Annotated in this window: 17 protein-coding genes; 4 read left to right on the forward strand and 13 right to left on the reverse strand. The window is 64.1% G+C overall.

Features of this window, described 5'->3' with window-relative positions:
- From GZ092_RS16630 to gcl, 7 genes are all read right to left on the reverse strand, one after another.
- Window positions 1–435: AmiS/UreI family transporter (locus GZ092_RS16630; protein WP_293638037.1), on the reverse strand; the 435-nt coding region annotated here is incomplete at its 3' end.
- A gap of 79 nt (window positions 436–514) precedes the next feature.
- Window positions 515–1807, reverse strand: coding sequence for a phosphopyruvate hydratase (gene eno, locus GZ092_RS16635; protein WP_293638038.1), 1293 nt, complete (start codon window positions 1805–1807; stop codon window positions 515–517).
- 27 nt (window positions 1808–1834) lie between these two features.
- Window positions 1835–3253, reverse strand: coding sequence for a pyruvate kinase (gene pyk, locus GZ092_RS16640; protein WP_293638039.1), 1419 nt, complete (start codon window positions 3251–3253; stop codon window positions 1835–1837).
- A 3-nt stretch (window positions 3254–3256) separates the two neighbouring features.
- Window positions 3257–4561 (reverse strand): glycerate kinase, encoded by a 1305-nt coding sequence (locus tag GZ092_RS16645; RefSeq protein WP_293638041.1) that lies wholly within the window; start codon window positions 4559–4561, stop codon window positions 3257–3259.
- Between the two features lie 30 nt (window positions 4562–4591).
- Window positions 4592–5497 carry a 2-hydroxy-3-oxopropionate reductase gene (gene glxR, locus GZ092_RS16650; protein ID WP_293638043.1) on the reverse strand — a complete coding sequence of 302 codons (906 nt, stop codon included), beginning with the start codon at window positions 5495–5497 and terminating at the stop codon, window positions 4592–4594.
- A 28-nt stretch (window positions 5498–5525) separates the two neighbouring features.
- Window positions 5526–6305: a hydroxypyruvate isomerase gene (gene hyi / locus GZ092_RS16655; protein WP_293638044.1), complete on the reverse strand. Its 780-nt coding sequence runs from the start codon at window positions 6303–6305 to the stop codon at window positions 5526–5528.
- Window positions 6306–6348: 43 nt separating this feature from the next.
- The gene (gcl, locus tag GZ092_RS16660) at window positions 6349–8145 is read right to left on the reverse strand and encodes a glyoxylate carboligase (protein ID WP_293638046.1); all 1797 of its coding nucleotides are present in this window, start codon (window positions 8143–8145) and stop codon (window positions 6349–6351) included.
- A 124-nt stretch (window positions 8146–8269) separates the two neighbouring features.
- Between gcl and GZ092_RS16665 the strand changes: the two genes are divergently transcribed.
- The gene (locus GZ092_RS16665) at window positions 8270–9178 is read left to right on the forward strand and encodes a LysR family transcriptional regulator (RefSeq protein WP_293638048.1); all 909 of its coding nucleotides are present in this window, start codon (window positions 8270–8272) and stop codon (window positions 9176–9178) included.
- Between the two features lie 116 nt (window positions 9179–9294).
- Here the strand turns inward: GZ092_RS16665 and GZ092_RS16670 are convergent, their stop codons facing one another.
- The 6 genes from GZ092_RS16670 to uraH form a co-directional block, all read right to left on the reverse strand.
- Entirely contained in the window at window positions 9295–10323 is a 1029-nt protein-coding gene (locus GZ092_RS16670) for a porin (protein WP_293638049.1), read from the reverse strand.
- Between the two features lie 77 nt (window positions 10324–10400).
- Window positions 10401–10544, reverse strand: a complete 144-nt coding sequence (locus GZ092_RS16675) for a hypothetical protein (protein WP_293638050.1) — start codon at window positions 10542–10544, stop codon at window positions 10401–10403.
- 61 nt (window positions 10545–10605) lie between these two features.
- Window positions 10606–11628 (reverse strand): BMP family protein, encoded by a 1023-nt coding sequence (locus tag GZ092_RS16680; protein WP_293638051.1) that lies wholly within the window; start codon window positions 11626–11628, stop codon window positions 10606–10608.
- 52 nt (window positions 11629–11680) lie between these two features.
- Window positions 11681–13183, reverse strand: a complete 1503-nt coding sequence (locus GZ092_RS16685) for a nucleobase:cation symporter-2 family protein (protein ID WP_293638052.1) — start codon at window positions 13181–13183, stop codon at window positions 11681–11683.
- Between the two features lie 111 nt (window positions 13184–13294).
- Window positions 13295–14503 carry a urate hydroxylase PuuD gene (locus GZ092_RS16690; RefSeq protein ID WP_293638053.1) on the reverse strand — a complete coding sequence of 403 codons (1209 nt, stop codon included), beginning with the start codon at window positions 14501–14503 and terminating at the stop codon, window positions 13295–13297.
- A 254-nt stretch (window positions 14504–14757) separates the two neighbouring features.
- Complete coding sequence (gene uraH, locus GZ092_RS16695; RefSeq protein WP_293638054.1) at window positions 14758–15114, reverse strand: hydroxyisourate hydrolase; 357 nt, start codon at window positions 15112–15114, stop codon at window positions 14758–14760.
- A gap of 139 nt (window positions 15115–15253) precedes the next feature.
- Here uraH and GZ092_RS16700 point away from each other — a divergent pair, with 139 nt between their 5' ends.
- From GZ092_RS16700 to uraD, 3 genes are read left to right on the forward strand one after another with little or no spacing between them, the layout of a single operon-like run.
- Window positions 15254–15967, forward strand: coding sequence for a GntR family transcriptional regulator (locus GZ092_RS16700; protein WP_293638055.1), 714 nt, complete (start codon window positions 15254–15256; stop codon window positions 15965–15967).
- Window positions 15968–15978: 11 nt separating this feature from the next.
- Complete coding sequence (puuE, locus tag GZ092_RS16705) at window positions 15979–16950, forward strand: allantoinase PuuE (RefSeq protein ID WP_293638056.1); 972 nt, start codon at window positions 15979–15981, stop codon at window positions 16948–16950.
- On the forward strand, window positions 16947–18716 hold the full coding sequence (uraD, locus tag GZ092_RS16710; protein ID WP_293638057.1) for a 2-oxo-4-hydroxy-4-carboxy-5-ureidoimidazoline decarboxylase: 1770 nt from the start codon (window positions 16947–16949) through the stop codon (window positions 18714–18716). The genes puuE and uraD overlap by 4 nt, the downstream gene beginning before the upstream one ends.
- Window position 18717 lies beyond the last annotated feature (1 nt).

The raw sequence follows: 18717 nt of genomic DNA on the forward strand, positions 1-18717 counted from the left end.
GATGCGCGTGACCGGCTGGCGCAGCACCAGTTGCAAAAAGAACAGCAGCCACAAAACCGCCCAGGCCGCCCAGGACAAGCCGAGCCAGACATCCCCGGTGTTTTGTGCGCCGCGAAGTATGTCGGCGGCCACGGGCAAGGCGGTGATGGCCACGAACAGGCTGAACCAGCCAAGCCCGCGACCATCGACATCGCTAAAGCGATTGGCGGCAAGCCACAGGTAGGTCAGGGAAAACAGCAGCGAGAGCGCAGCCGCCTTGACAGAGGCTGCATCCGCATCCGCGCCGAAGGCTTGCCTGAAAGAGGCCAGCAGACTGATGACGCCCACGAACAGGTTGATGACCCAGATTTCCCAGTCGCTGATGCGCTCCAGCATCCACAAGCCATTGAGGATGAGCACTGCCCCCACATAAAACAGCACCAGTCCCAACAACATGCAATGACTCCCGCTACGACAAAAACCCTGCGCCGACATGCAGCGCAGGGTGACACCAAACCTTTGGCTTGACTTGAATTTAAGCCGGACTGATAAAGCGTTCGAATGCCGCGAGTCCGGCATAAGAAGCGGCGCTGCCCAGTTCGTCTTCAATCACCAGCAGGCGGTTGTACTTGGCGACGCGGTCGGAGCGGCACAGCGAACCGGTCTTGATTTGCGTGGCTAGCGTGCCCACCGCAATGTCGGCAATGGTGGTGTCTTCGGTTTCGCCCGAGCGGTGCGACACCACGGCGGCGTAACCGCTGCGGGTGGCCAGCTCAATCGCTGCCAGCGTCTCGCTGAGCGTGCCGATCTGGTTCGGCTTGACCAGGATGGCATTCGCCACGCCTGCTGCAATGCCTTGGCTCAGCGTGGCGGTGTCGGTGACAAACAAATCGTCGCCCACCAGCTGAACTTGCTGGCCGACTTTGTCGGTCAACAGCTTCCAGCCGGCCCAGTCGTCTTCAGCCATGCCGTCTTCAATCGACAGGATAGGGTACTGGCGCACCAGCCCGGCCAGCCAGTCAACAAACTGGCCGGAGTCAAAGCGTTTGTTTTCCGACGCCAGAACGTACTGGCCATCATGGAAAAACTCGGTGCTGGCAGCGTCCAGGCCCAGCCAGATGTCGCGCCCGGGCCGAAAGCCTGCGCTTTCAATCGCTTGCAGGATCACGTCCAGCGCCGCCGTGTTGGACGGCAGGTTGGGCGCAAAGCCGCCTTCGTCGCCGACCGAGGTCGCCATGCCGGCCGCCTTGAGCCGGGACTTGAGCGCATGAAACACCTCGACGCCCCAGCGCAGCCCTTCGGCAAAACTGGGCGCGGCTACCGGCAGGATCATGAACTCCTGAATGTCCACGTTGTTGTCGGCGTGTGCGCCGCCATTGATGATGTTCATCATCGGCACCGGCAAGCTGAAGGCGTCCTGCCGTCCGAGATACCGGTACAGCGGTACACCCTGGCTGGCAGCGGCAGCCCGTGCCGTGGCAAGCGATACTGCCAGCAGCGCGTTGGCGCCCAGGCGGGATTTGCCCGGTGTGCCATCGAGCTGGATCAGGCGCGCATCCAGCGCGGCCTGGTCGCTGGCGTCCTGGCCCAGCAGTGCGGCGCGAAGCTCGCCGTTCACATGGCCGACGGCGGTGCGCACGCCTTTGCCGCCGTAACGCGCGGCATCGCCGTCGCGCAGTTCGATGGCTTCACGCGAACCGGTGGAGGCACCCGACGGGGCTGCGGCATAACCGGTGGCACCACAGGCAAGGGTGACGTGAGCGGCAACCGTGGGGTTACCGCGCGAATCGAGAATTTCCAGGCCGCGAAGGCCGGTGATCTGGCTCATGGGGAAAGTCTCCAGTGGGTGATCGGCTTAAACCGTGGCGATACGGATCAGGTTGGTGGTGCCCGGCGTGCCAAACGGCATGCCGGCAATCGCCACGATGATCTGGCCAGCCGTGGCAAACTTCTCGCTGCGCGCCACTTCACAGGCGGTTTCGGTCATCTGGTCCACATCGGACACATTGCCGATATGCACCGAATGCACGCCCCAGGCCAGCGCCAGGCGGCGCGCCACGCCGATGTCGGGCGTCAGGCTCAGGATAGGCGACTCGGGACGTTCGCGCGCAGCACGCAGGCTGGTGTGGCCCGAGCTGGTGTAGCAAACAATGGCCGCCGCTTGCAGCAAGGTGACGGCGCGGCGCATGGCGCAGCACACGGCCTCGGCCACATCGCCGCCCGGACGGGCCGAAGTGTGCGAGGCATCAATCAACTGGCGGTATTGCGGGTCGCCCTCGACCTGCTCGATGATGCGGTTCATCATCCTGACGGCCTCGATCGGGAACTTGCCCGAGGCTGATTCGGCCGACAGCATGACGGCGTCGGCACCGTCGTAAATCGCCGTTGCCACATCAGACGCTTCGGCGCGGGTGGGCACCGGGCTGTCAATCATGGATTCGAGCATCTGCGTGGCGACGATCACGGGTTTGCCAAAGCGACGGGCGCTGCGAATGATGCGTTTCTGGATAGCGGGCACGCGTTCGGCAGGCAGTTCAACCCCCAGGTCGCCACGGGCCACCATCACGGCATCCGACAGCGCGACGATTTCGTCCAGGCGCTCGATGGCCGAAGGCTTTTCCAGCTTGGAGACGATGGAAGCGCGGTCCCCGATCAGCGCACGCGCCTCGGACACGTCCTCGGGACGCTGCACGAAGGACAGGGCAATCCAGTCGGCGCCCAGCTCGAGTGCCAGCGCCAGGTCGCGACGGTCTTTTTCGGTCAGTGCCGTGATGGGCAGCACGACGCCAGGAACGTTCACGCCCTTGCGCTCGGACAGCTTGCCGCCGACCATCACTTTGGTTTCGGCAAAGTCAGGGCCGCAGCTGACGACTTCCAGGCGCAGCTTGCCGTCGTCAAGCAGCAACTCGGCACCCGGCACGAGTGCGGCAAAAATCTCGGGGTGCGGCAAGCGGGCACGCTGGGCATTGCCGGGCGCTTCATTCAGGTCAAGGCGAAAAGGCTGACCCTCGACCAGCATGACCGGGCCGTCAGCAAAAACGCCTACGCGCAGCTTGGGGCCTTGCAGGTCGGCCAGGATGCCGATGGGACGGCCGGTTTCCTGCTCCAGTTCGCGCAGCACCGCAAAGCGCGCGCGGTGGTCGTCGGCGCTGCCGTGGCTGAAGTTCAGCCGGAACACGTCGACGCCGGCCATGAACAGCCCGCGAACGATGTCTTTGTCGGAACTGGCGGGGCCAAGGGTCGCCACAATTTTGGCATTTCGGGTTCTGCGCATTTTTTAGTTCTCTGTTGGTGCGTCGATGAGGATGGCGCGAAAGTCGTTCACATTGGTCAGCGTCGGGCCGGTGATGACCGAGTCCCCCAGCGCCTGGAAAAAGCCGTGGCCATCGTTGTTGGCCAGGCTGTCTCTGGGCCGCAGGCCCAGCGCCCAGGCGCGGTCCAGCGAATCGGGCGCCAGGCAAGCGCCGGCGATTTCTTCCTGGCCGTCAACGCCGTCGGTGTCGCCCGCCATTGCATGAATGCGCGGATGGCCGTTCAGGGCAATGCCGGTTGCCAGCAGCCATTCGACATTGCGCCCGCCCCGGCCGTTGCCACGCAGGGTGACGGTGGTTTCGCCGCCCGAAAGCAGCACGCAGGGCGCTTCAAACGGCTGGCTTCGACCCGCCACCTGCAGCGCCATGCCGGCCAGCACCTTGCCCACATCCCGCGCTTCGCCTTCCAGCGCATCGCCCAGGATATAGGCGGTGTAACCCGCACTTTCAGCGACAGCTGCAGCCGCTTCCAGCGCCATTTGGGGCGTGGCGATCATGCGCACTTCGGTGCCCGCCAGGCGCGGGTCGCCCGGCTTGATGGATTCGCCCCGGCCGCTTTGCAGGACGTTCATGACTTGGGCCGGCACGTCAATGTTGTAGCGGCGAATCACGGCCAGTGCATCTTCACAGGTGGTGGGGTCGGCCACGGTCGGCCCCGAGGCAATGTCCATGGGGTCATCGCCGGGCACATCGGAAATCAGCAGCGTCAGCACCCGGGCCGGATGGCAGGCAGCGGCCAGCCGCCCGCCCTTGATGGCCGAGAGGTGGCGGCGAACGCAGTTCATCTCGCTGATGGTCGCGCCGGACTTCAGCAAAGCCCGGTTGAGGTCCTGCTTGTGTTCCAGGCTCAAGCCGGGCAACGGCAGCGGCAGCAGCGATGAGCCGCCACCGGAAATCAGGCACAGCACCAGGTCGTCGGCGGTCAGTCCCTGCACCAGTTGCAGCATGCGCTGGGCGGCGACTTCACCGGCGGCGTCGGGCACCGGGTGAGCGGCTTCGACGATCTCGATGCGTTCGCACGGTACGGCATAACCGTAGCGCGTCACCACCAGACCGGACAGCGGCGCCGGCCAGTGATCCTCGACGGCCCGGGCCATCGCCGCCGACGCTTTGCCGGCGCCAATCACGATCAGCCGGCCTTTTCCCAGGCTTTGCGGATCCGGCAAATGGGCAGGAATGCAAAGCGCCGGCTGGGCCGAGGCAATGGCGGCATCAAACATGCAGCGCAGCAACGCCTGTTGTTTGGCAAAAGACACGTCGGGGGTTTTCATGGTGGCGCGGGTTCGGTCAGTTGGTAACGCTTAGTCGACCTTCTGGCCAATCTCGAAGTTCGACATCTTCTCCAGTGCCTTGACCATGGCTGAATGGTCCCAGGCCTTGCCGCCATGGGCGACGCAGGAATTGAACAGCTCCTGAGCCATCGCGGTGTTGGGCAGGGCCACACCCAGCGCGCGGGCGCTGGACAGCGCCAGGTTCAAATCCTTCTGGTGCAGCTCGATGCGAAAGCCCGGATCAAAAGTGCGCTTGACCATGCGGTCGCCATGCACTTCCAGAATTTTGGAGGAAGCAAATCCGCCCATCAGGGCCAGGCGCACGCGCGCCGGATCGGCACCGGCCTTGGCCGCAAACAGCAAGGCCTCGGCCACCGCCTCGATGTTCAGCGCGACGATGATCTGGTTGGCCACCTTGGCCGTCTGGCCGTCGCCGTTGCCGCCGACCAGCGTGATGTTCTTGCCCATCAGCTCGAACAAAGGCTTGATGCGCTCGAACGTCGCCTCCGGGCCGCCGACCATGATCGACAGCGTGGCGTTCTTGGCGCCGACTTCGCCGCCGGACACGGGCGCGTCCAGGTAGTCGCAGCCCAGCGCATTGATTTTTTGCGCAAACGTCTTGGTGGCAATCGGCGAGATCGAGCTCATGTCCACCACCACTTTGCCGGCGGTCAGACCGGCAGCAATGCCTTTTTCAGAAAACAGTGCCGCCTCCACGTCAGGGGTGTCGGGCACCATCACGATGATGATGTCCGCCCGTTCGGCCACGCCGCGTGCGCTGATGCACTGGGTGGCGCTGCTGCTGGCGATGGCTTCCGGCATCTTGCCCAGCGTGTAGACAAACAGCTGGTGGCCCGCATTGATCAGGTGGACGGCCATGGGCGCGCCCATGATGCCGAGGCCGATGAAACCGATTTTGAGGGGTTGTGAAGTCATGAGGTGTTCTCCTTTTTGTTGTGATTGATTAACCGGCCAGCTGCTCGCGCCAGCCAAGTCCGGCTTCGGTCGTGGTGGCGGGCTTGTATTCGCAGCCGATCCAGCCGTCGTAGCCGATGCGGTCCAGCTGCGCGAACAGGAAGGGGTAGTTGATTTCGCCGGTGCCCGGCTCGTTGCGGCCCGGGTTGTCCGCCAGCTGGATGTGGCCGATGCGCGGCAAATGCTTTTGCATCGTCGCGGCCAGCTCGCCTTCCATGCGCTGGGCATGGTAGATGTCGTACTGCACGAAAGCGTTGTCGGCGCCGACCTCGTCCAGAATCGACAGCGCCTGGGCGGTGCGGTTCAGGTAGAAGCCCGGAATGTCAAAGGTGTTGACCGGCTCGATCAGCAAGCGCAGACCGGCCTGTTTCAACTCGGCAGCGGCAAAGCGCAGGTTCTCGACCACCGTCTGGCGCAGCACGTCGTCGGCAACGCCGGCCGGGGCCTTGCCAACCAGGCAATTGAGCTGTTTCACGCCCAGCGCCTGGGCGTAAACAATGGCTTTGGCCACGCCTTCGCGGAATTCCGCCACCCGCTCAGGCAGGCAGGCAATGCCGCGCTCGCCTGCGTCCCAGTCGCCGGCGGGCAGGTTGTGCAACACCAGCGTCAAGTGATGGGCATCCAGTCGCTGGCGAATTTCTTCGGCGGGCCAGGCATACGGGAACAAAAATTCCACGGCTTTGAAGCCGGCCTTGGCGGCGTGCTCGAAGCGTTCGAGAAACGGCACTTCCGTGAAGAGCATGGTGAGGTTGGCAGCAAAACGCGGCATGTCTATTTCCTTGAAGTTGTTGGTTTACGGGATGGCACCAAGACTATTCAAGCAAGCCGGCCAGTTCCAGGCCCTTGAGCCCTTCGGGATGGCGGCAGTCAATGTCCTCGAACTCGTTGACGTTGTTGATCTCGGTGCCCATGGCGATGTTGGTGACTTTCTCCAGGATGATCTCGACCACCACCGGCACCCGGTGCTCGGCAGCCATCACCCGCGCCTGCCGCAGCGCCGCCTCGATGTGGGCCGGGTCCTTGACGCGCAGCGCCTTGCAACCCAGGCCTTCGACCACGGCCACATGGTCGACGCCGTAGCTGCGCAGCTTGTCGTCGGAGTCCGGCACATTGATGTTGTCAAACGCCAGCTGCACGCAAAAGTCCATGTCAAAGCCGCGCTGGCTCTGGCGGATGAGCCCTAGGTAGGAGTTGTTGACCAGCACATGCACATAGGGCAGCTTGAACTGCGCCCCGACGGCGAGCTCTTCGAGCAAAAACTGAAAGTCGTAGTCGCCGGTGATGGCCACCACCGTGCGGGTCGGGTCAGCCGCCACCACGCCCAGCGCTGCCGGCATCGACCAGCCCAGCGGGCCGGCCTGGCCGCAGTTGATCCACTGGCGCGGGCCGAAGATGTTCAGGAACTGGCCGGCCGCGATCTGGCTCAGGCCGATGTTGCTGACATACACCGTGTCGCGCGGGAACACCTTGTTCATTTCCTCGTACACGCGCTGTGGCTTGATCGGAATGTTGTCGTAATGGGTCTTGCGGTGCATCAGGCGCTTGCGCTCGGCGCAGCGGCCGGCCCAGTCGGCGCGATCGGGCAGGTTGCCGGCGGCTTTTCGCTCCCGGGCGACCTCCACGAACAGCTGCAGGGCTGCCTTGGCGTCCGAGACAATGCCCAGCTCGGGCGTGAAGACGCGGCCGATCTGCGTCGGCTCGATGTCCACATGCACAAAGGTGCGGCCCTTGCAGTACACCTCGGTCGAGCCGGTGTGGCGGTTCGCCCAGCGGTTGCCGATGCCCAGCACAAAGTCGCTGGCCAGCATGGTCGCATTGCCGTAGCGGTGGCTGGTCTGCAGGCCGACCATGCCGGCCATCAGGGGATGGTCGTCGGGTATCGTGCCCCAGCCCATCAGCGTCGGAATCACCGGCACGCCGGTCAGTTCGGCAAACTCGACCAGCAGGTCGGACGCATCGGCATTGATGATGCCGCCGCCGGCAACGATCAGCGGCCGCTCGGCAGCAGCCAGCATGTCCAGCGCCTTGTCGATCTGCTTGCGCGTGGCAAACGGCTTGTACACCGGCAGCGGCTCGTAGGTGTCGATGTCGAATTCGATTTCGGTCATTTGCACGTCGAAGGGCAAATCGAGCAGCACCGGGCCGGGCCGGCCCGAGCGCATCAGGTGAAAGGCCTGCTGAAAGGCGCGCGGCAGCTGGCCGGGTTCGCGCACGATGTAAGACCATTTGGTCAGCGGCTTGGAAATGCTTTCAATGTCGACCGCCTGGAAGTCTTCCTTGTACAGCCGGGCGCGCGGCGCCTGGCCGGTGATGCACAGGATCGGGCAGCTGTCGGCGCTGGCCGAGTACAGGCCGGTGACCATGTCGGTGCCGCCGGGGCCAGAGGTGCCGATGCACACGCCGATGTTGCCGGCCTTGGCGCGGGTGTAACCCTCGGCCATGTGCGAGGCGCCTTCGACATGGCGCGCCAGGATGTGGGCGATCGACTGGCGCTCGCGCATGGCCGCATACAGCGGGTTGATGGCGGCGCCCGGCACACCAAATGCCTGCGTCACGCCTTCTTTTTCCATTACCAGAACGGCGGCCATTGCGGCCTTCATTTTTGCCATGCGTTGCTCCTTGTGTAAGAAGGCTCGATGATTGGCCGGTCAGGCCGGTTTGGGAATGCCACGCTGGCGATAACTCCTATTCCGTGGCGGAATACTGGCGCGGCAACGGTTTACAGTCGGTACCATGGACAGAATCACGGGCATAGGACTTTTCATCCGGGTGGTGGAGACCGGCAGCTTCAGCAAGGCGGCCCTGGAGGCGGGCGTGACCCAGCCCACGGCCACCAAGGCGGTGGCGGCCATGGAGCAGCGCCTGGGCGCGCGGCTGCTGCACCGCTCGACCCGGGGCGTGACGCCTACCGAAACGGGCGCGCTGTATTACGACAAATGCAAGCGCATTGCCCGCGAGATCGACGAGGCCGACAACCTGGCCACGCTGCTGCAGGGCGGCGTGGGCGGCACGCTGCGCGTCAGCACCTCGGTGGCCTTCGGCCGGCGCGTGGTGGTGCCGCTGGCGCTGCGCTACATGCAGCAGCACCCGGATATCACGCTGGACCTCAGCTTTGACGACCGCTATGTGAACCTGGTCGAGCAGGGCGTTGACCTGGCGGTGCGCATGGGGCCGATGGCCGACTCCAGCCTGGGCGCGCGCTACCTGGGCACCAACCCGTGGCTGATGGTCGCGGCGCCGTCGTATCTGCAGGCACGCGGCACGCCGGGCAATGCGGCCGACCTCGCGTCGCATGCCTGCCTGGTGTACAGCAGCGTGCAAGGCGACGACCGCTGGAGCCTGGTCAGCCCGGCGGGCCAGAAGCAGTCGGTGCCGGTGAAGGGCCTGCTGCGCTCGAACAACCTGTCGGCAGTGCTGGCAGCCACGCGCGCCGGCATGGGTCTGGCGGTGCTGCCCTGGTATGTGGCGCGCGAATCGCTGGCCGATGGCGCGGTCGTGCCGGTGCTGGCCGACCACGGGTTGCCCGAGCAGGAGGTCCACGCCGTGTTTCCCTCGCCCAAGCTGGTGCCGCTGAAGGTGACGAGCTTCAGCGGGTTTTTGCAGCAGTCGCTGGCCGGCGACTGGTGGCGTCAGGCGATATGAGGCCTGACGTCTTTCGGCGCATATTTCAAGCCTTTCAGGCCTTTTGCGCAGACTGGGCGCTCACTTTATGCTATCGGATAAATAGCATAAACCGGGTGAACGGCTTTCGACGCCCCTCAGAACCGGTGGCGCACACCCACCGAATAGCTGCTGCCATTCGACAGGTTCTCGACCTTGTCGCGCATCGCAACGGCATAAATATCGGTGCGCTTGGACAGGTTGTAGTCGTATCCCAGGGAAACCGTGTTGCGGTCAGGTCCGGTTTTGGGTGCCACACGTCCCCACGCCGCGAGCACCGCGCCCGCCCCCACCGGCACCCGGGCACCCAGTTCGGAGATGCGATACGTATTGGTAATCGTCGTGTTCTTGACTTCGCCGTACTGGGCGAAAGCCTTGACGACCGTGAAGTCGTATGCGCCATTGAGCTGCCAGGTGCGCGTGTCGGCCTGCACCGCCGCCGGCACGGACCTGGTTTCGTCTTTTTTCACCGACTGATAGACCAGCGCAGCAGACAAAGGGCCGCCGGCATAACCAACGTTGGCACCCCAGTTCGAGCCGTTGCTGGAACCAGCGCCAGTGCTCTTGGTCGCAGCAGCGGCGCCGATCAGGCCGAACTTGAAGCCGCCAACATCGGGGCTGGCGTAAAGCGCCGAGTTGTTCCAGGCCGAGTCCCCGGTGGCCGTGCCGCTGGTGAAGTAGTGACGGATGCTGGGTGAATAGCCGTAAGAGTCGCCAAAGGGGTTGAACGACACGGTGGAAATGAACAAAGGCGTGGTGTTGCGCCCCAGCGTCAACGTGCCCAGACTTTTACTCGACAAGCCCACCGATGCGGTGCGCGAAAACAGGGTATCCCCCGTAAAGCGGCCCGAAGCGCCGGTGTCGGCCAGCAAGAAACCCTCAAGCCGGAACACGGCGGACAAACCGCCACCCAGATCCTCGGCGCCACGCATGCCGAAGTGGCTGGTGGTCAGCTTGCCGCTGTCCACGCCGGTCTGGCGCAGGCCCCCTGGTGCTTTGTTCGAGCCAATACTCATATCGACCAGGCCGAACAGGGTGACCGAACTTTGCGCCTGGGCACTGAATGCAGTGGCGGCCAGACAGGCCAGGCAGGCCAGGGAGTGGGATCGCAGGAGAGGTTTCATCATGGTGGGGCCTTGAAGTAGGGATCAGGAAGGAAGCACGGGAAGGAATCGAAAACAAAGAAAAAACGGTTGCAGGTGACTCAGTGCGCCTCGGCCAGTTTGGCCGCCTCGATGGAACTGGCCACGTCGGCCCTGGCGCCATTGAAGAACAGGTTGAGCAGCACCGCCGACACGGCGGTCAGCAAGATGCCCGACTCCAGCAGCGGATGCAGGCTGTGTGCCATTCGATGCATTCAGCGCAGTGCCACCACTGGAGTCAGCTATTGAATAGATAGCGCCTGACTGTCAGGCGGCGAGCATGAACTCGGGGCCGGCGTAGCTGTCGGGCACCGCGATTTTTCCGGCAATGATGGCGTCCGTGTAAACCGCAATTTTCTGCCGGAGCCCGGCCGGCACGTCCGGGGCCATGGCCAGCCTGACGGCCGACGGGTCGGCCAGCCCCAGCGTGCGGATGACGCCGGGCTTCCACCGGCCGCCCGCCTCGTCCTGCGCCGCCATCAGCACCGCCCGGCTGACGTTGGCAATGGCCGACGCCATGAACACGCCGGGATCGCCCACCGTCCAGTCCCTGACATTGCCGATCTGCCGCGCGCCGCGTTCCCGGCAGGCCTGCGTGACGCCGTCGCGCCCGGCGTTGAGCATGGTGAAAATGATGTCGGCCCCGGCATCCATCTGCGCCAGTGCAATGCGGCGCGAAAGCGCGTTGTCGTCCTGGTTGCCGGAAAAATTGGTCAGCAGCCGGGCGCCGGGATTGGCTGTTTTGACCCCGTCGGCGAAGGCTGCGCGACCCTTCAGGCCGGGGCGCACGCGGATGCCGGACATGTGCCCGACCACGCCGCTGCGGGTGCTGAGTCCGGCCAGCGCACCGGCCAGCCAGGCCGACTCCTCCTGCAGCGCCTCATAGCTCGACAGGTTGGCACCGGTGACGTCGCCCTGGGTGACGGCAAAGTGAATCGCCGGGAACTCGCCGGCAACCTGCTGCGCGGCCGCGTTGTTTTGCCCGCCATGGGCAATCACCATCTGCGGGCCGGCCTGTGCGAGTTGCCGCAGGCCCGCCACCAGCAGCTCTTTTTGCGGCGCAATGCCGTCAAGGTAGCGGGTGGTGACGCCCAGGGATGCCCGCGCCTGGACCAGCCCCTCGTAGCCGCTTTGCATGAAACCCTGGTCGCGGATGTTTCCGGCAAACAGCGCGGCAATGGTGATCGACGCAGGGTCGCGGGGCGCCATGACGGAGCATCCGGCAGCGGCCAGGGGGCTCAAGGTGGCCAAGGCCTGAAGGGCTTGGCGCCGGTTGGGCTGGAAGGTCATGATCGGGTTCTTTCTTTCAGGCGGTTGAAGAAATTTTTCAACAGTTGCGTGGTCAATGCGCCTCGGCCAGTTTGGCCGCCTCGATGGAACTGGCCACATCGGCCTTGGCGCCATTGAAGAACAGGTTGAGCAGCACCGCCGACACGGCGGTCAGCAAGATGCCCGATTCGAGCAGCGGATGCAGGCTGTGCGCCATCTGCTGCATCCAGCGCGGCGCCACCAGCGGAATCAGGCCAAAGCCAATGGCCAGCGCGACGATGTAGAGGTTGTTGCGGTTGCCCTTGTAGTCCACCGTGGACAGGATGCGGATGCCGGTGGCCGCGACCATCCCGAACATCACCAGCCCGGCGCCGCCCAGCACAAAGATGGGAATCGACTCGACGAAGGCGGCCATCTTGGGCAGCATGCCCAGGATGATCATGATGACACCGCCGGCCACGCAGACCCAGCGGCTCTTGACGCCGGTGACGCCGACCAGGCCGACGTTTTGCGAAAAGCTGGTGTAGGGAAAGGTGTTGAAGATGCCGCCAATCAGCGTGCCCAGGCCGTCGGTGCGCAGGCCTGCGGCCATCTCGGCCTGGCTGATCTTCTTGCCCGTCAGGTCCGACAGTGCCAGGAACATGCCGACCGACTCGATCATCACGACGATCATCACCAGCGTCATGGTCAGGATCATCACGATGTCGAAGGTTGGCGGGCCAAAGGCAAACGGCGTGACCACATCAAACCAGTGCGCCTTGCCGACCTTGTCGAAGTTCATCTTGCCCAGCGAGATGGCCAGCACGCAGCCGGCGGCCATGCCCAGCAACACCGAAATATTGGCGACGAAGCCGCGCATGTACTTGACCAGCAGCAGGATGATCACCAGCACGAAGGCGGCAATCGCCAGGTTGTCCAGCGCACCGTAGGCCAGGTTGTCGAGCATCGGGATCGGCCCGGGCAGCTTGAGTGCCGGCGCAGCAGCGCCCGCTGGCGCCGAGGCTGCAGCCGTGGCGGCCGCTGCCTTGGCGCTGTCGACCATGGCCACCAGCTTGGGCACATCGACCGTTTGCGCCATGGGTGCAGGCCCGCCCACTGCCCAGCCCACGCCAACCCGCATCAGGCTGATGCCGATGATGGCGATGATGGTGCCAGTGACCACCGGCGGAAAAAAGCGCAGCAGCCGGCTGATCATGGGCGCGATCAGCATGGACAGCACGCCCGCCCCGATGATGGCGCCAAAGATGGCGCGCGCGCCCTCGACACCGGGCATGGCATTGGCAAAGGCCACCATCGGCCCGACGGCGGCAAAGGTCACGCCCATCATCACCGGCATCCGGATGCCGAAGTAGCGGCCAAAGCCGAGCGACTGGATCAGCGTGACGATGCCGCAGGCAAACAGGTCGGCCGAGATCAGCATGGCCACCTGCTCGGGCGAGAGCTTCAGGGCGCGGCCGATGATCAGCGGCACGGCGATGGCGCCGGCATACATCACCATCACATGCTGCAAGCCCAGCGCGGTGAGTTTTCCGATGGGCAGCTTTTCATCTACCGGATGGACGGTGTCAGGGGTCATGCTTGTCTCCTTGGGGTCGTTTTGGGGGGCTGGAAAAAAAAGCCCGTTCACGCCACGGGCCGGGGGCGATGTCTGCCTGGAATGCGGTGCCGGATGCTGTGCGCCAGCGGTCTAGTTGACCGGGGCGCCGGCTTCGAACCAGCGCTTGAGCACGGCGCGTTCGTCGTCGGTGATCTGCGTGGCGTTGTTCATCGGCATGATCTTGAGCACGACCGCCTGCTGGTACAGCGCCTGGGCATGCTGCTTGATCAGCTCGGGGGTGTGCAGCGCAACACCCTTGCTTTGCAGCTGCGCGTTGTGGCACAAGGCGCAGCGCTGGTCGATGACGGTCTTGACTTCGGCGAAACTGACCGGCTTGCCCGCGGCCGCAATGGCGGCAGCAGACGGCGGCGGCGGGGCCATCCACACCACCAGCCCGGCCAGCATGGCCACGCCCAGACCCGCATATTCCCAGGGTGCGCGCTTGCCCTGAACGCCAGCCTTGTGCCGGGCGACGAAGCTGTGGCGGATCAGGGCGCCGGCCAGCATCAGGGCCACCAGCACCAGCCAGTTGCCCTTGGCCGAATACAGCCAGCCGTAATGGTTGGACAGCATGGCAATGAGCACCGGAAGCGTGAAATAGGTGTTGTGTACGCTGCGCTGCTTGGCGCGCCAGCCATACACCGGATCGACCGGCTGGCCGGCCTTGAGCTGGGCCACGACCTTGCGCTGGCCGGGAATGATCCAGACAAAGACGTTGGCGCTCATGGTGGTGGCCAGCATGGCGCCGACCAGCAAAAAGGCCGCCCGCCCGGCGAACAGCTGGCAGGCCAGCCAGGCGGCAAACACCACGAAGGCCAGCAAGACGGCGCCAACGATCAGGTCGCCGTTCTTGCGCCGGCCAAAGGTGCGGCAGATGGTGTCGTACACCACCCAGCCTGCCACCAGGAAACCCAGCGCAGCGCCGATGGCCGCGCTGGCAGACCAGTCATACACGCTTTTGTCGACCAGGAAGGTGGCCGCGTTGAACAGGTAGAGCACCGTGAACAGCGCAAAGCCGGTCAGCCAGGTGGAATAGCTTTCCCAGTAGAACCAGTGCAGGTTCTCGGGCATCTGTTTGGGCGCGACCAGGTATTTTTGAGGATGATAGAAACCTCCGCCGTGCACGGCCCAGAGTTCACCGTCCACGCCTTTTTTGACCAGTTCCGGGTCTTCGGGTTTGGTCAGGCTGCTGTCCAGGAAGACAAAGTAGAACGACGAGCCGATCCAGGCAATCGCCGTGATGACATGGGCCCAGCGCAGCAGCAGGTTGGCCCAGTCGAGAAGGTATGCGGTATCCATTTGCACGCTCACAGTCAAGGAATGCACAGCCGCCATGCGCTGCGCTTTCCCCTTACCACTGCGGGCTCTCTAAGGAGTGGACATCGCAACCGGGTTTACCAGCTCCAGAAGGGCCGGCCGACTCGGGCTCCGCGGCGACGTGGAATTAATGTATACAGTTTTTAAAGCACGGATTTACAGGGTTTTCCCGGCATCGTGTAAAAAAATATTGCATCGCCGCACCGCATGCAAGAACCTGGCCAACCTGCTGGTGTTCAGGAGCCCCGGTAAGTCGAGTAGGTCCAGGGCGTCACCAGCAAGGGCACGTGGTAATGGCCCTGTGCGTCGGCGATGCCGAAATCAATCGGCACGACATCGACAAAGGCCGGCTCAGGCAGCACGACGCCACGGGCACGGAAATACGCCGCAACGTCGAACAGCAGGCGATAACGCCCGACAGCCATGGCGCTGGCGTCCAGCAACGGCCCGCCCTCGTTGCGACCATCGGCATTAAGGGTCAGGGTTTTGAGGGTCTTGAAGTTTGCGCCCTCAACGCGCTGCAGCGTCACCTTCATGCCGGCAGCGGGGCAACCGTTCATGGTGTCGAGCACATGGGTACTGAGATGGCCCATAAAAATTTTCCTTTTTTAAAATACAACGCAACCGACACGATCCCCGAACATCGGGCTCCGAAAATGATAAAAACTTGTTTTACCAAAATAAATTGTATACACTTTAGAAATCATAATGAATACGCAATCACAAAAATTCATGAAGCGTCTTAACCATCTTCAGGTTGTCGGTGCCAGGGAAGCGGCTGCATCACCTGGCTCGACGCAACGCATCGTGGAGTCCATCACGGCCGCCATTGTTGAGCGCCGGCTGATGCCGGGCACGAAGCTCACCGAGCAAAAGATCGCTGATATTTTTGACGTCTCACGCACCATCGTGCGCCAGGCCCTGAATCAGCTCAGCCGCGAGCACCTGGTCGTTCTAGAGGCGGCACGGGGCGCATCTGTTGCCATGCCCAGCATCGAAGAGGCCCGCCAGGTGTTTGAGGTCCGCGCGATGGTCGAAGCAGCGATGGTGCGCCAGCTCTGTGCGCAAATCACCGATGCGCACATCGTGCAACTGCGTGCCCACTTGCGTGACGAGCAGGAAGCCGTCAGGCGTACCGATGTTCCCGGCCGCACGCGGTTGCTGGCCGACTTTCACGTGCTGCTCGCGCGCCTGCTGGGCAATGAGGTGTTGGCGCAGTTGCTAGCCGACTTGCTCAGCCGCTCGTCGCTGATCTCGTTGATGTACCAGTCAGCCCATTCGGCCGTGCACTCCCAGGACGAGCACCTGCACATCGTGGACGCGCTCGAAAAGCGCGATGCCCGCACGGCGATCCGGCTGATGGAGCACCACATCGCCAATGTTGAACGCAACCTGCGGCTCAACCCCAATTCGACGGACCTTGCCGATGCACTTCGGCCCTTTTGACGGACTCTCGCATGAATGTTGATACCCCCCTCCTTCGCGCTTACCCGCGCGACCTGGCCGGCTACGGCCGCAACCCGCCGCAGGCCAACTGGCCCGGCCGCGCGCGCATTGCCGTGCAGTTCGTATTGAACTACGAGGAAGGTGGCGAGAACTCGGTGCTGCACGGCGACGCCGGCAGCGAGCAGTTCCTGTCCGAAATGGCCAGCCCGCCGGCCTACCCCGAGCGCCACCTGAGCATGGAAGGCATCTACGAATACGGCGCACGCGCCGGCGTGTGGCGCTTGCTGCGCGAGTTTGAAAAGCGTGGCTTGCCGCTGACCGTGTTCGGCGTCGGCATGGCGCTGGAGCGCTGCCCCGAGGTGACGGCGGCTTTTCAGGAACTCGGCCATGAAATCGCCTGCCACGGCTGGCGCTGGATCAACTACCAGGGCATTGACGAGGCGACCGAGCGCGAACACATGGTGCAAGGCATGGCGGCCATCGAGCGCCTGACCGGCACGCGGCCACTGGGCTGGTACACCGGCCGCGACAGCCCCCGCACGCGCCGGCTGGTCGCAGACTTTGGCGGCTTTGAATACGACAGCGACTACTACGGCGACGACCTGCCGTTCTGGCTGCGGGTTGAAAAAACCGACGGCACGCTGGCGCCGCAGCTGGTGGTGCCGTACACGCTGGACACCAACGACATGCGCTTTGCGCTGCCGCAGGGGTTTTCGCAGGGCGATGATTTCTTCACCTACCTGCGCGACAGCTTTGACGTGCTGTATGCCGAAGGCGACGAGCGGCCCGCCATGCTGAGCATCGGCATGCACTGCCGCATCCTGGGCCGCCCGGGCCGGATGCGGGCGCTGCAGCGATTCCTGGACCACATCGAGCAGCACGACCGCGTCTGGGTGACGCGGCGCATCGACATCGCGCGCCACTGGAAACAGGCGCATCCCTTCAACCCTGAAACGGCCTTTGTCTGGCCTGCTTCCAAATGACCACCTTGACCCAACTTAACGCCGCCTCGCAGGCCGAATTCGTCCAGCTGCTGGACGGCACCTACGAGCATTCACCCTGGATTGCGGAGCAAGCCTGGGCCGAACGTCCTTTCCTCAACCTGGACCAGCTCAAGCTGGCGCTGGTCCAGGTGGTGCGCCATGCCGGACGCGCGCCCCAGCTTGCCCTGGTTCGCGCCCACCCCGAGCTGGCCGGCAAGGCGATGGTCAGCAAGTCGCTGACCGCCGAGTCAACGAACGAGCAGGGCAAGGCCGGCCTGACCGACTGCACGCCCGAAGAATTCGCGCAAATCCAGCAGCTCAATGCCGACTACAACGCCAGGTTCGGTTTTCCCTTCACCCTGGCAGTTCGCGGACCACGCGGCCTGGGCCTGCCCAAGGCCGAGATCATCGCGACCTTTGCCCGCCGGCTGGACAACCATCCCGACTTCGAGCTGGCCGAGTGTCTGCGCAACATTCACCGCATTGCCGAAATCCGCCTGAACGACAAGTTCGGCCATTCGCCGGACATTGGCAACCTGGTGTGGGACTGGCATGAGCGCCTGAGTACCCACAGCGACCCCGGCTATGCCGAGCGCGGCGAGCTGACAGTGACCTACCTGACCGATGCGCACCGCGCCTGCGCCCAGCGCCTCTCACACTGGATGCGCGAGGACTGCGGCTTTGACGACGTATCGATTGACGCAGTCGGCAACGTGGTGGGTATTTACCACGGCAGCGACCCCAAGGCCAGGCGGCTGCTGACCGGCTCGCACTACGACACGGTTCGCAATGGCGGCAAGTACGACGGCCGCCTGGGCATCCTGGCGCCCATGGCCTGCGTGCGCGAGCTGCACCGCCAGGGGCGCCGCCTGCCGTTCGGCTTCGAGGTCGTCGGTTTCGCCGAAGAAGAAGGCCAGCGCTACAAGGCAACATTTCTCGGCTCGGGCGCACTGACCGGCCACTTTGACATGAACTGGCTGGCGCAAAAAGATGCCGATGGCATCACCATGCGCGACGCCATGGCGCATGCCGGCCTGTGCATTGACGACATTGGCGGGCTGCAGCGCGATCCGGTCAATTACCTCGGCTTTGTCGAGGTGCATATCGAGCAAGGCCCGGTCCTGAATGAAATCGACCTGCCCCTGGGCATCGTCACCTCGATCAATGGCAGCGTTCGCTACGTGGGCGAAATCATCGGCATGGCCAGCCACGCCGGCACCACGCCCATGGACCGGCGCCGCGATGCGGCCACCGCTGCTGCCGAGCTGGCCTTGTTTGTCGAGCAGCGCGGCGCCAGCGTGCCGCATCTGGTGGCTACCGTCGGGATGCTGGAGGTGCCCAACGGCTCGATCAATGTCGTGCCGGGCCGGTCCAAGTTCAGCCTGGACATTCGCGCGACCACCAATGAAGTGCGCGACGCCTGCGCCGCCGACATCCGCCAAGAACTGCAAGCCCTTTGCGAGCGTCGCGGCGTGCATTACAAACTGGAAGAAACCATGCGCGCCGCCGCAGCCCCCAGTGCGCCCGAATGGCAGCAACGCTGGGAACGTGCGGTCGAGACCCTGGGCCTGCCGGTGTTCCGCATGCCCAGCGGCGCCGGCCACGACGCCATGAAACTGCATGAAATCATGCCGCAAGCCATGCTGTTTGTGCGCGGCCTGAACGCCGGCATCAGCCACAACCCGCTGGAATCCATCACCAATGACGACACCGACCTGTGCGTGCGCGCCTTCCAGAACCTGCTTGAACAACTTGCCACCGAATGAC

Origin of the sequence: Polaromonas sp., assembly GCF_010365105.1 — a bacterium.
In the GTDB taxonomy this organism is placed as follows: Bacteria; Pseudomonadota; Gammaproteobacteria; order Burkholderiales; family Burkholderiaceae_C; genus Polaromonas.